Source organism: Fusobacterium sp. (assembly GCF_029258315.1).
GTDB lineage: Bacteria > Fusobacteriota > Fusobacteriia > Fusobacteriales > Fusobacteriaceae > Fusobacterium_B.
The window spans coordinates 1-13,274 of sequence record NZ_JARHZE010000074.1; the positions used below are offsets into that span (position 1 = coordinate 1).

General features: G+C 25.9%; 14 protein-coding genes. 13 read left to right on the forward strand and 1 reads right to left on the reverse strand.

Annotation, left to right across the window (positions count from 1 at the left end; genetic code table 11):
* Window positions 1–143 precede the first annotated feature (143 nt).
* The 4 genes from Q1J48_RS05540 to Q1J48_RS05555 are packed head-to-tail and all read left to right on the forward strand — an operon-like array spanning window position 144 to window position 3,095.
* Complete coding sequence (locus Q1J48_RS05540; protein WP_300361861.1) at window positions 144–809, forward strand: MORN repeat-containing protein; 666 nt, start codon at window positions 144–146, stop codon at window positions 807–809.
* 15 nt (window positions 810–824) lie between these two features.
* Complete coding sequence (locus Q1J48_RS05545) at window positions 825–1,454, forward strand: hypothetical protein (RefSeq protein WP_300361863.1); 630 nt, start codon at window positions 825–827, stop codon at window positions 1,452–1,454.
* A 21-nt stretch (window positions 1,455–1,475) separates the two neighbouring features.
* Window positions 1,476–2,339, forward strand: coding sequence for a hypothetical protein (locus Q1J48_RS05550; protein WP_300361865.1), 864 nt, complete (start codon window positions 1,476–1,478; stop codon window positions 2,337–2,339).
* A gap of 12 nt (window positions 2,340–2,351) precedes the next feature.
* Window positions 2,352–3,095, forward strand: a complete 744-nt coding sequence (locus tag Q1J48_RS05555) for a hypothetical protein (protein ID WP_300361867.1) — start codon at window positions 2,352–2,354, stop codon at window positions 3,093–3,095.
* A 12-nt stretch (window positions 3,096–3,107) separates the two neighbouring features.
* Here the strand turns inward: Q1J48_RS05555 and Q1J48_RS05560 are convergent, their stop codons facing one another.
* Window positions 3,108–4,226 (reverse strand): prolyl oligopeptidase family serine peptidase, encoded by a 1,119-nt coding sequence (locus Q1J48_RS05560; protein WP_300361869.1) that lies wholly within the window; start codon window positions 4,224–4,226, stop codon window positions 3,108–3,110.
* Window positions 4,227–4,545: 319 nt separating this feature from the next.
* Between Q1J48_RS05560 and Q1J48_RS05565 the strand changes: the two genes are divergently transcribed.
* The 9 genes from Q1J48_RS05565 to kduD form a co-directional block, all read left to right on the forward strand.
* Window positions 4,546–5,673, forward strand: coding sequence for a betaine/proline/choline family ABC transporter ATP-binding protein (locus tag Q1J48_RS05565; protein WP_300331719.1), 1,128 nt, complete (start codon window positions 4,546–4,548; stop codon window positions 5,671–5,673).
* A gap of 1 nt (window position 5,674) precedes the next feature.
* The gene (locus tag Q1J48_RS05570) at window positions 5,675–7,231 is read left to right on the forward strand and encodes an ABC transporter permease/substrate-binding protein (protein WP_300361871.1); all 1,557 of its coding nucleotides are present in this window, start codon (window positions 5,675–5,677) and stop codon (window positions 7,229–7,231) included.
* Window positions 7,232–7,317: 86 nt separating this feature from the next.
* Window positions 7,318–7,716 (forward strand): universal stress protein, encoded by a 399-nt coding sequence (locus Q1J48_RS05575; RefSeq protein ID WP_300361874.1) that lies wholly within the window; start codon window positions 7,318–7,320, stop codon window positions 7,714–7,716.
* Between the two features lie 140 nt (window positions 7,717–7,856).
* A complete protein-coding gene (gene bioD / locus Q1J48_RS05580) occupies window positions 7,857–8,522 on the forward strand; it encodes a dethiobiotin synthase (protein ID WP_300361876.1) in 666 nt (221 codons plus the stop codon).
* Between the two features lie 8 nt (window positions 8,523–8,530).
* On the forward strand, window positions 8,531–9,889 hold the full coding sequence (gene bioA / locus Q1J48_RS05585) for an adenosylmethionine--8-amino-7-oxononanoate transaminase (protein WP_300361878.1): 1,359 nt from the start codon (window positions 8,531–8,533) through the stop codon (window positions 9,887–9,889).
* An 8-nt stretch (window positions 9,890–9,897) separates the two neighbouring features.
* Window positions 9,898–11,022 carry an aminotransferase class I/II-fold pyridoxal phosphate-dependent enzyme gene (locus Q1J48_RS05590; RefSeq protein ID WP_300361880.1) on the forward strand — a complete coding sequence of 375 codons (1,125 nt, stop codon included), beginning with the start codon at window positions 9,898–9,900 and terminating at the stop codon, window positions 11,020–11,022.
* Window positions 11,000–11,605: a pimeloyl-ACP methyl esterase BioG family protein gene (locus tag Q1J48_RS05595; RefSeq protein ID WP_300361882.1), complete on the forward strand. Its 606-nt coding sequence runs from the start codon at window positions 11,000–11,002 to the stop codon at window positions 11,603–11,605. The genes Q1J48_RS05590 and Q1J48_RS05595 overlap by 23 nt, the downstream gene beginning before the upstream one ends.
* Entirely contained in the window at window positions 11,595–12,260 is a 666-nt protein-coding gene (locus tag Q1J48_RS05600; RefSeq protein ID WP_300361884.1) for a methyltransferase domain-containing protein, read from the forward strand. Before Q1J48_RS05595 ends, Q1J48_RS05600 begins: the two co-directional genes overlap by 11 nt.
* A 252-nt stretch (window positions 12,261–12,512) precedes the next feature.
* Window positions 12,513–13,274, forward strand: a 762-nt coding sequence (gene kduD, locus Q1J48_RS05605; protein WP_300361886.1) for a 2-dehydro-3-deoxy-D-gluconate 5-dehydrogenase KduD, incomplete at its 3' end; no start/stop codon positions are given.

Sequence of the window (13,274 nt, forward strand, 5' to 3'; positions counted from 1 at the left end):
TTATAATATAAATTAATTAGTAAATTTAAAGACAGAGTAATCTGTCTTTTTTTTTATCAAAAATAGTTGATTATTTGATAATCAAGTAGTATACTTATACTAATTAAATTATTGCTTAAGTCAAAAAATAAGGGAGATAGTTTATGGATGAAAAAAAGAAATTATGTATAGGGATAGTGGTGGCTATTTTAGCATCTGGTTTAATTTCTTATGGACTTTCAAGTGGCTCATTAAGAAAAAATAAAAAAGTTTCTAATGTTATTAATAGTGTAGTATCTGATGAAGCACAGTATAATTTAGAAGTGGAAGAGAGAAAGATTGCAGATAGATATATACCATTAGATATCACTGAACTAAAGAAAAATCTAAAAATAGAAGATAATAAAATGGAAGAAATAAAAAATTCTAAAGGTGAAATTATAGGAAACAAGGAATATAAAAAAAGTGGAGAGATAGTTATAACAAATTTAAGTAAGGGAAAAATAGTTTCAACAGAAACAATAGAAAAGGAAAAAGATAAAAAATATCAAGGGAAAGCAACAATAGAATATACTGATGGAACAAAACAAAATTATTCATATAAGAATGGTGTAAAAGAAGGAAAAGCTGAAATAGTATTTTCAAATGGAGATAGAGAAGAGTATAAATATGAAAATGGGGTTCCAGTAGGAGAAGCAGTATATTATTTCTTTAATGGAGACAGAGAAGAGTACAGATACGAAAATGGAAAATTAAATGGAGATGCAAAATATATTTATAAAAATGGAAAAGAAGAGATTTATAAATATGTAAACGGTGAAAGAAAATAATTTAGGGGAGAAAATATGAAGAAAATCTATATTTATTTAAGTATACTAACAACAATTTTTTTTACGGGATGTACTAATGCAGATGTAAATAATGTATTAAATAATATATCTAACGGAATAGAAACTGGATTAAATAATGTTTCTAACTTATTAGGAAAATTAAATACAAAACCAAGCCAAGTATTTTTAAAGGAACCAAGTTCAAAGTATTTTGATTTAGATACTTATAAAATGAGTATTAAATATGCTGATCAAATAGGAATAGAGATGTGGTTATCAGGAAATGTTTATAACAAAACAAAATCTAAATTAGTTTTTATAGTTGATTTTCCAATTTATGATTTATCAGGAAATATAGTTGATAAAGGTTATATAAAAAATACAGCAGATCCAGGAATAGACGAACTTCATGGTAGTTATGATCAATATCGTTTAGATAAAGATTTAAGAATAGTAGCAGAACAAATAAGAACTCGTGTTTATTTAAATGGAAAATTAATAGCTGATACTCATCCAACTTCTGTCAAAACCAGCGGAACAAAAAAAACAGTAAAACCAGTGGAGAAAAAACAAGTGCAGGAACCAAAAGAGGAAAATCCAGCTAGTCCAAAACCTAGACAAATAAGACAAGACATAGCCAAATAATTGAATTAGGAGGAAATAGATATGGAAAGATATATTGCAGTAGTAAAACAATTAGAAAATAAAAAATATTTAATAAAATTTCCAGACTTTGAAGGTGTAAGCGGAGTAGCTGAAAAAGAAACAAGTATTGAACGTGTAGCATCAGGAATTTTGAATACAAAGTTACAAGAATTAAAGTTTGAGCAAATAGAGAAACCAATCCCTATGGAACTTTCAGAAATTCAAAAAAATTTACAAGAAGGTGAGTTTATTGCTTTTATCACTTTAAAAGATGAAAAAAATATAGTGATAAATAAAGAAAATTTAAAAGAAACTTTTGATAATCTTCAAACTAAATCTAAAGAACTATTAAAAGGTGATTTTAAAGAGAATGTTGAAAAGATTTACTCAAAATCAGAAGAATTAGTACAAGAAAAAATAGGAAAAAATATAAAAAGTGAAAATTATAGTATTGTTGGATTAGTAGGAGGAGTTTTATATTTCTTATCTACATTTATGCCGATGATAAATATAAGAATTCCTATATTAGGTGATATGAAAATAGGATTTACAAACTTATCAGATATAGAAGAGTTTGGAGTTTATGTAAACGGTGTTTCTTCAAAAATGTTTATGATAAGATTTGTTTTAATTTTAATGATGATGGCTGGATTATTTGTAGCTTATTCAGCATATAAAAAACAATTATTTTTCTTAAAATCTGGAATAGCAATGTCTGCAGGATTATATGGAGTATCTTTTATATATGTGTTTTTTCAAATGATGAGTATAGATTCTCAAGTGAGAAAATATGTAGGATTTTCTTATTTTTGGTTAGGAATGTTATTCTCTCTTGTTTTAATGGGAGTTGCATATATACTATTAAATAAAGAACAAGTGGAATAGGAGGTTCATATTATGAAAAAAATTATAGTTACATTTTCTATGTTGATGCTTTTTCTCTCTTGTGGAAAATATAAAGAATTAAATAAAGAAGAAAAATATTCATTGTTATATAAAGCTGAAATTTTACAAAAAAAAGATGCTAGAAAAGAAGTTAATAAAATTTATAAGTCATTAGATAAATATATAGCAAAAAATGATGACAAAGCTTTAAAAGAAAAAGAGCAGTATGAAGATATAGTTTATTTCTTAAAAAATGTTTCAAGAAATTATAGAACAAATACTATCGGATGGAATATTTTTGATGATAAGAGTATAAAATACCCATCTCTTGAAGAGGTTATAGGAAAAGGTGAAGAACCGGTAAATGCTCAATTCCGTTTATATCTAGATAATAGAATAATCTATGATTATTTAACAGATAAACCTTTTACAGGAACAGCTATTTATAGATTGGGAAATGGAAATATAACAGAAGTAGTTTCTATTAAAGATGGAAAAACTGATGGATATATTCAAAAAAATAGATATAATGGAGAAGGAACTCTTATAAGAGAAGAATATTTTGATGAAAATAAAAAAATGAAGGGATATAAAAAATATACAAGTCAAAAAGCTCTTGTAGAAGAGCTATATGTATTAGAAAGATATCCTAATGGAGAAATAAAAAGAGATTATATAAAAATAAATGGTTCTGAAAAAGGAAAATTAAGATTATATAACTCTAAAAAAGTAATTATAAGCCAAGAAGAAAAATAATCCCGTTTGGGATTATTTTTTCTTTGAGGCTAGCCATTGAAAGATATGAATTCCATTTTCTGTTTTTGGATAGTTACGTAGTGTATAAAAATAAGAACCATGAGGATCAAATTTATTTCCATCACAGATAATATCTTTATATTCAGTATAAATAATATCAGAATTTATAGATTTTAAATATTTAAAAATATTTCTCGAGTTTTCAACAGAAACAGTAGTATCTTTAGAAGAGTGAACTAACCAAATAGAAATATTTTTAATTTTATCAAGTTCCCTTTTTGTTGGTTCGTAGGCAGGGCAAGAAATAAAAGCTCCTGCAAATATTTTAGGAGAAGAAACTAGAGTTTTAAAAGTTTGATATCCTCCCATAGAACAACCACCTATATAAATTCTTTTTTTATCTATTTGAGGATTTGCTTTAATATAATTTTTTATAAGTTTTATGAGATCTTTTGTATAATTTTTTTTGCCTTTCAATATCTGATTTCCAACTTTAAAGGATTGTAACCAAAAACTAGGGCATTGTGGAGCTAATATATATGGGAAATTAAAAATTTCTTGATTTTCATTTTCTAAAAAAGTAAAAGCTCCACGATTTCCTAAAATTTGAGTAATATTATTTTTTCCACCTTCTCCAGCTCCATGTAACCAGATTATTAAAGGGTGTTTTTTGCCATTAAATTTAGGTCTAAAAGCTCTGTATTTTAAATTAAGAAATTTGCTACAATAAAACTTATCAATATTTTCAATATTATTAATATCAACTTTTGATGATAGCTTTTCTATTTCAATAAATTTTTTAGATGTTGTTATCAACTTTTTATTTTGTTCTATAAAATAAATAATAGTTGGATTACTATAATTAAATTTTTCCTCATTCCATAAAAGAATATTAGCCTCTATTAAATTAGGATTTGTTTCTAAATTTAAAATTAAAATATTTTTATTTTTTAATTCAATATTTTTAATTTTTCTTATAAATTTTTTATCATTAAATAAAACTGAAATAGTAAAACTATCTTCAAAAATATTTTCATCATCTAATTCGTCATCAAATTTTAAAATAATTTTATTTATTTGAGGGCCATAATCAAAAACTTTTCCAACTATATCAAAACTTATTTTTTCCATAACAATCTCCTTTTCTTTTATATTTCTAGTATAATTATAAAAAAAATATATGTCAAATTTTTTAAAAAAATTTAAATTTTGAAAATTATATAATAAAAAATAGATATAGATAAAAAATAATCCATATATATTTTTTATAATTTGTAAAACTTGAAAAATACAAAAATAAAATAAAAGAAGAAAATGATAAAAAAATACTCTATTTTTTAAAATTTGACAAAGAAATAAAAATAATATATAATGCAACTATTTTAAGCAGATGGTTATTTTATAGTTTTAAATGTTTCTTCCAATTAGATAAAAAGGAGAGTGTTTTAAGATGATAGAATTTAAAAATATTACCAAAAATTTTAAAGGAAATGAAGTCCTAAAGGGGATAGATTTAGAAATTAAAACAGGACAATTAGTGGCAATTATCGGGGGAAGTGGTTGTGGGAAAACAACTCTTTTAAAAATGATAAACTTATTGATAAAACCATCATCAGGAGAAGTTTTAATAGATGGAGAAAATATAATAAATTCTGATGTAATAAAACTTAGAAGAAAAATAGGATATGTTATTCAACAGACTGGACTTTTTCCACATATGACAATTAAAGAAAATATTCAACTGATATCTAAGCTTGAAAAAATAAATGAAGATATTTTGAGTAAAAAAACAATAGAATTAATGAATATGGTGGGGTTAGATCCAAATATATATTTGGATAGGTATCCAACAGAATTAAGTGGTGGACAACAACAGAGAGTTGGAGTAGCCAGAGCCTTTGCAACAGATCCAGAGATAATTTTAATGGATGAGCCATTTTCAGCCTTAGATCCAATGACAAGATCAGATCTTCAAGATGAATTGGTAGGACTACAATCAAAATTTGAAAAAACAATTGTTTTTGTGACTCACGATATGGATGAGGCCATTAAAATTGCAAATATGATTTGTATAATGAAAGATGGAAAAATTCTACAATATGATACACCAGAAAATATTTTAAAAAATCCAGCAGATGAATATGTTTCAAACTTTGTTGGAAAAAATAGAATATGGGCTTCACCAGAATATATAAAAGTAAAAGATATAATGATAGATAGACCGATTACCACAACAAAAGAGGCGTCTATTATGAACTGTATAGAAAAAATGAGACAGAATAAAATAGATAGTTTACCAGTGATTGAAATAAAAACAAGAAAATTAATAGGAATTGTTAAGCCTAAAAATATAAGAAGACAGGAAGATAAAACAATAAAGGCTAGTTCTATAATGGAAGTAGATTTTCCTAAATTACATCTTGATGAAAATATTATTTCAGCACTAAAGATAGTAAATGCAAGTAACTCCTCAGCAGTACCAGTGGTTGATGATAAGGGAATATTAAAAGGTTTGATTACAAAAAGTAGTTTAGTGACAACACTTAGTCAACAATACATAGATGTAGAGGTGGATTAATATGAATTTTATACAATATATTTTAGAAAATCAAGAACAAGTGACGAAACTATTAATGGAGCATATTTATCTTACAATGATTTCCGTTGGAATGGCAATTATAATAGGAGTTCCAATAGGGATTTTGATCTCTTATGTAAAATCTTTGAATAAACCAATTTTAGGTATAGCAAATGTAATGCAAGCTATTCCAAGTATGGCACTTTTAGGATTTATGATTCCATTTTTAGGGATAGGGACAGTTCCGGCAGTAACAGCAGTAGTTTTATATTCACTACTTCCAATAGTAAAAAATACCTATATAGGAATAGATAATATAAATCCTCAAACCATAGAGGCTGCGAAGGGGATAGGACTTACAAAATTTCAAATTTTAACAAAGATACAAATTCCTTTAGCACTTCCAGTTATAATGGCAGGAATAAGAATATCAGCAGTAACAGCAGTTGGATTTATGACAATAGCCGCTTTTATTGGAGCTGGTGGATTAGGTTTCTTAGTTTTTTCAGGAATAAGATTAATAGATAATGCTCAGATTTTAGCAGGGGCAGTACCAGCTTGTATATTAGCATTGACTGTGGATTTTATAGCAGCTACTGTTGAAAAATTAGTGACGCCTATAAGTTTACAGAAAAATGTAACAAAAAAAGATAGAAAAAAACAAAAAATGATTTTATCTATTTTTGGAGCTGTGATAATTATTTTATTAAGTTTTAATCTTTTTAAAATTGGAGGAAAAACTAATAAAACAATAGTTGTTGGATCTAAAGATTTCACTGAACAATTAATAGTTGGACATTTGATGGCAGATATAATAGAGGGAAATACTGATATAAAAGTAGAGAAAAAATTGGCTCTTGGTGGAGGACAGATTTGTTATTCTGCTATACAAAAGGGTGAGATAGATTTATATATGGAATATTCAGGAGTAGCCTATGTAAATTATTTTAACTATCCAGCTACAAATGATCTAGAAAAAATTTCTGAAACATTAAAGAAAGATTTTAAAGATAAAAATAATATTGAAACTTTTGAGAAGATGGATTTTAATAATACCTATACTTTAAGTGTTACAGAAGAAACAGCAAAAAAATATAATTTGAAAACAATAAGTGATTTAACAAAAGTAGCACCTAAATTAAAATCTGGTACAAGTTTTGAATTTATTAATAGGGAAGATGGATTGGTTGGTTTGGAAAAAGTTTATGGTTTAAAGATGAAGGAAAAAGTTGCCATAGATGGATCACCAAAATACATTGCACTTTTAAATAAAAATGTAGATGTGATTGATGCCTTTAGTACAGACGGACTTTTGAAAAAATTTAATTTAAAAATTTTAGAAGATGACAAAAAGTTTTTCCCACCATATAATGGAATACCTTTAATGAGAGGAGAGGTTTATAAAAAATATCCAGAAGTAAAACCTTTGATTGAAAAACTGGGAGAAGTTTTAACAAATGAAGAGATGATGGAATTAAATTATAAAGTTGATGAAGAGGGAAGACAACCAGAAGAAGTCGCTAAAGAATTTTTAAAAGAAAAAAATCTAATAAAATAAATAGTTTAATAACTTTATTGAAATAAAATAAAGGAAATCCTTTTTTAGTGTAGAATAATATATTAAAAAGAAAGGTGGGGATATTTATGAAAAAGATTTTAATACCATTAGATGGAACAGAAAGAAGTATGAGTTCAATAGGACTTGTAAAAGAGTATTATAAACCAGAGGATATTCAATTAACTTTGATGTATGTAAAAGAGGATGCACAACTATTTATAGATGAAAAAAGTTTTGCTGAGGCTGAAAGTGAGATGCAAAAAATAGTTTGTCCTGCAGTTCAACAACTAGAGGGATATCAAGTAAATTGTGAGGTTGGTTTTGTAGATCCAGGAAAAGAGATAATAAAGTATGCAATAAGTAATAAAATTGATATAATAGTTATGACAAAATCTACAAAAAAAGGTATAACTAGAATGATAGGATCAGTAACCTCTTATGTTGTGAAACATGCTCCTTGTATAACAATGATAGTACCAGAATAATATCAAATTTTAAAATAAAATATTATGTAAAAATGCACAGATTTTTCCTGTGCATTTTTTAATGTTAACCTAAATGAGTTATTTCTTTGAGTTCTTAACTTTTTAAAATTATAATAACCTTATAATTAAGGAGGGCGACTATGGAAAATAATAGATTTTTTATAACAGGAGTAGGAACAGATGTAGGTAAAACTTATATATCATCCCTTTTATATAAGGAATTAAAAAAATATATGAGTATAGATTATTTTAAACCAATTCAAAGTGGATGTTATTATGAAGATGGAAAATTGATAGCACCTGATTTAAAATTTTTAGCGGATTTTAATGATGAGGAATATAAAGGAGAGAGATGTAGTTGTAAACTTATTCCAGAAGTATCACCACATTTAGCTAGTGAGATAGAAAAGAAAATAATAGATTTAGATTTAATAGAAAGAGAGTTTTATAAAAAAATTTCAAGGTGTGAAAATATTTTAGTAGAGGGAGCTGGAGGAATATATGTTCCAATTATAAGAGATAAATTTTATATTTATGATTTAATAAAAAAATTAAATCTACCAGTAATTTTAGTTGCTAATACTAAAGTTGGAGGGATTAATCATGCAATGCTTAGTATAAAATTTTTAGAGAGTTTAAATATTGAAATTTATGGAATTATTTTCAATGGATATACTGGTGAAGATTTTGAAAAGGATAATATAAAAGTTATTTTAAAAGATAGTAAAATAAAAAAATTTTTAGTAGTAGAAAAAAATCAAAAGAATATTTTAAAAGAAGAACTATTTAAATTTTTTGAAATTTAGGAGGAGAGATGTTAAGCAAATTACAAGAGAGAGATTTAAAATATATATTTCACCCATGTTCTCAAATGAAGGACTATGAAAAATTTCCACCTGTTGTTATAGAAAAGGGAGAGGGAATTTATGTATGGGATGAATTTGGTAAAAAATATATGGATTGTGTTGGAAGTTGGTGGTTAAATCCATTGGGACATTGTAATCCCAGAATAAATAAAGTAATCAATGAACAGATCAATACTTTAGAACATATAATTTTTGCAAATTTTTCTCATAGACCAGCTATTGAACTTTCAGAGAAATTAATGGAGGTTCTTCCAAAAGGATTAGAAAAATTGTTTTTTGCTGATAATGGATCTTCAGGAGTGGAAATTGCATTAAAATTAGCTTTACAATCTCAGCATCAAAGAGGATATGTAAAAAAGCATAAATTAGTAACTATAAAAAATTCTTATCATGGAGAAACAATAGGGGCTTTAGCAGTAGGAGATATAGATTTTTTTACACAGAAATATAAGCCTCTTATAAAAGAAGCTATAAAAGTACAAGGGCCAGATTGTTACAACTGTCCTTTTAAAAAAAATTATAAAGAGTGTCAAGCTGAGTGTTTTTATGAAATGGAAAAAGTTTTAAGAGAAAATTCAGAGGAGATAGTGGCAACTATAATAGAACCAATAGTACAAGGGGCTGGGGGAATGAAAATTTATTCTCCAATTTATATGAAAAAATTAAGAGATTTAACCAAAGAATTAAATATAACTATGATAGTTGATGAAATTGCAATGGGATTCGGAAGAACAGGAAAAATGTTTGCTAGTGAATGGGCTGGAGTAACACCAGATATCATGTGTATAGGAAAAGCTTTAACAGCTGGTTATTATCCAATGTCAATTGTAGCTATGACCAAAGAGATATTTGATTCTTTTTATTCTGATTATTTAGAAGGGAAATCTTTTTTACACTCCCATAGTTTTTCAGGAAATCCAATAGGATGTAGAATAGCCCTAGAAGTTTTAAAAATATTTGAAGAAAAAAATTTATTGGAAGAGATAAATAAAAAAGGGGAGTATTTAAGAAAAAAGGCTGAAGAAATATTTAAAGATAAAGACTATATTGGAGAAGTTAGACAAATAGGATTGATGGGAGCTTTAGAGATAGTAAAAAATAAAGAAACCAAAGAGAGATTTAATTCTAAAGATAGGGTTGGATATGAAATTTATAAAATTGCCATGAAAAATGGAGCAATACTTAGACCACTTGGAGATACAATGTATTTTATGCCACCATATATTATTACCTATGAAGAGATTGATAAAATGTTAGAAATCTGTAAAATATCCATTGAGGAATATATTAATTTAAGAAATAAGTAAGGTGAAAAATGAAATTAAAAAATATAGTAAAAGAGTTAGAAATAAAAAAATCTGAAAATAATAAAAGAGAATTAAAAATAATAGATGAAACTGGTTTAAATTTATCTTCCAATGATTATTTGGGAATTGGACAAGATAAAAATTTAAGGGTTGAGTTTTTAAAAAAGTTTGGAGACAAAATTCTATTTTCATCTAGTTCTTCAAGATTAATAACAGGAAATTATAAAGAGGTAAGAGAACTAGAAGAGGAACTAGACAAAATTTATAAAAAATCTTCCTTAGTTGTGAATAGTGGGTTTTCAGCAAATAAAACAATTATACAAACTTTTTATAATAAAAATTCATTAATAATAACAGATAGATTAAATCATGCAAGTATATATGATGGGATATTATCTTCAGGAGCTAAAATAGTAAGATATAAACATTTAAATATTAAATCTTTAGAGGAAAGTTTAGAAAAATATAGTAAGATTTATGAGGATATCTTAGTAGTTACAGAAAGTGTTTATAGTATGGATGGTGATATAGCTCCATTAGAAAAAATAGTTAAGTTAAAAGAAAAATATTTATTTGACTTAATGGTTGATGAAGCACATTCATATGGAGTTTATGGTTATGGAATAGCTTATGAGAAAAAATTAGTAAAAGATATAGATTTTTTGATAATTCCTTTAGGAAAGGGAGGAGGGTCAGTTGGAGCATATATAATTTGTTCTAAGGAGCACAAAGATTATCTTTTGAATTTTGGAAGAGAGATAATATATACTACTTTTTTACCATCAGCTAATATATTATGGAACTTATATATACTAAAAAATATGGATAGATTTAAAGAAAGAAGAAAAAAATTGGAAGATTTAAAAAATTTTACAAAGGAAAAAATAAAAGAGTTAAATATAAATGCTATTTGTGAATCTCAAATAATAGCTTTAATAATTGGGGATAATAAAAGAGCAGATGTGATTTGTAAAAATCTAAGAGATAAAAATTATATTGTATATCCAATAAAAAGTCCAACTGTGCCCAAAGGAAGTGAAAGGATAAGAGTGGGACTTAATCCAAATATTTCTAAAAAAGATATTTCAAATTTTTTAGAGGAGTTTAAAAATGAATTTAATAGTATTTTTTAATGGTTGGGGAATGGGAGAAGAGATCATAAAAAATATAAAAATACCAAATGAATATAAATTTATAAATGTTTCTTACCCCTATGACTTTAATAAAAAAATATTAGAAGAGTATAATGAGATAAACTTTATAGGATGGTCTTTTGGAGTATATTATCTTTCTAAGTTCTTAAATTTAAGTAGAGAGATAGAGTATAATAAAATTATTTCAATAAATGGGACTCCAGAAATAATAGGAAATAATGGAATACCAGAAAATATTTTTTATTCAACATTAAAAAATATGAATGAAGAAAATTTTAAAAAATTTCAAAAAAATAGTGGATTAAAGATAGAGATAAAAAAAGATATTAATCTTTTAATGGAAGAACTAAAAAAATTAAAAGAGGATTATTTACCACAAGAAAATTTTATTTCAATTGCAATAATAGGAAAAAAGGATAGAATAGTTCCTTGGAAGAATCAAAAAAAATATTATAAAAAAACGAATGCAAAAGTAGTAGAAATTCCAATAGAACACAATCCTTTTAATTATTTTAATTCTTGGGAAGAAATTTTAAAAATAGGTGAGACAAATGGACTTTAAAAAAAATTTTTATACTTATGATGAAAATGCAATAATACAAAAACAAGTAGCAAAAAATTTAGTCGATTTTATTTCAAAAAAAATAGAGGAAAAAAAGTTTAATAATGTTATAGAATTAGGTTGCGGAACAGGATTATTTACAAAGGAGATATTAAAAAAAATTGAAATAAAAAATATTGATTTAAACGATTATTATGATACAGAAAATTATTTTATTGATATAAAATATAGGGATTTTATTTGTAAAAATATGAGTGAAATAAAGTTTAAAAAATATGATTTGGTAATATCAAGTTCTAGTTTTCAATGGATTGAAGATTTAGATAATTTAATAAAAAATATTTCAAAAAATACAGAAAAATTAGCCTTCTCAATATATTTAGAAGATAACTTGAAAGAGATATACAATCATTTTAAAATTGGGTTAAATTATAAAAATTATAAAGAGGTGATAGAGATATTAAAAAAATATTTTAATAATATAGATTATTATACCGAAATTAAATCTTTAGAATTTACTTCTCCATTAGAAGTTTTAAGACATTTAAAAAGAACAGGAGTATCTCTTGGACAAGGAGTCAAAATATCAGAAATAAAATCTTTTAAAGAAAAAAAATTAACATATTCAATAGGATATTTTATTTCTTATAACTAGAATAAAATAAAAAAAATTATTAGATTTTATTATAAAATTCATAAAATCTTCCTCACTAAAATAACACTTAAAAACAAAATGAAATATTTTTATTTTTTATTATAAATCAAAGGTTTATAAAAGAAAATGAAATAAAGAAAATACTATAAAGAAAAGTGTTGATATAAAATTGGAGATTTACTTTTCAGATATTATGTGTGATAATTATAACAAAAATATCGTAAATCATAAGGAGGAAATAAAATGAATGAGATGTTAGACAAATTCTCAATGAATTTCTTTTCATTAGAGGGAAAAGTAGCGATTGTAACTGGTGGAAATACTGGATTAGGACAAGCATATGTTGTAGCTTTAGCAAAAGCAGGAGCAGATTTATTCGTAGTAACATATGACAATGCTTGGGATGAAACAAGAGAAATGGTAGAAAAAGAAGGAAGAAAAGTACATTTCTTCCAAGCTGATTTAACAGATAGAGCACAAGTAACAGCTTGTGTAGAAGAATGTGTAAAAGTATATGGAAAAATAGATGTATTAGTAAATAATGCAGGAACAATAAGAAGAGCTCCATTATTAGAGTACAAAGATTCAGACTGGGAAGCAGTAATGAACATAAACTTAAACTCTGTATACTACCTAAGCCAAGACGTAGCAAAAGTAATGGCTAAACAAGGAAGCGGAAAAATAATCAACATCGCATCAATGCTAGCATTCCAAGGAGGAAAATTCGTTCCACCTTATACAGCAAGTAAACACGGAGTAGCAGGAATAACAAAAGCATTTGCAAACGAATTAGCAGCTTTAAACATTCAAATAAACGCAATAGCTCCAGGATACATAAAAACAGCTAACACAGCTCCAATAAGAGCAGACGAAAAGAGAAACGCAGAAATATTAGGAAGAATCCCAGCAGAAAGATGGGCAGATCCATTTGATTTAATGGGAGCAGTAGTATTCTTAGCAAGTAAAGCATCAGACTATGTAAACGGACATATATTAGCAGTAGACGGAGGATGG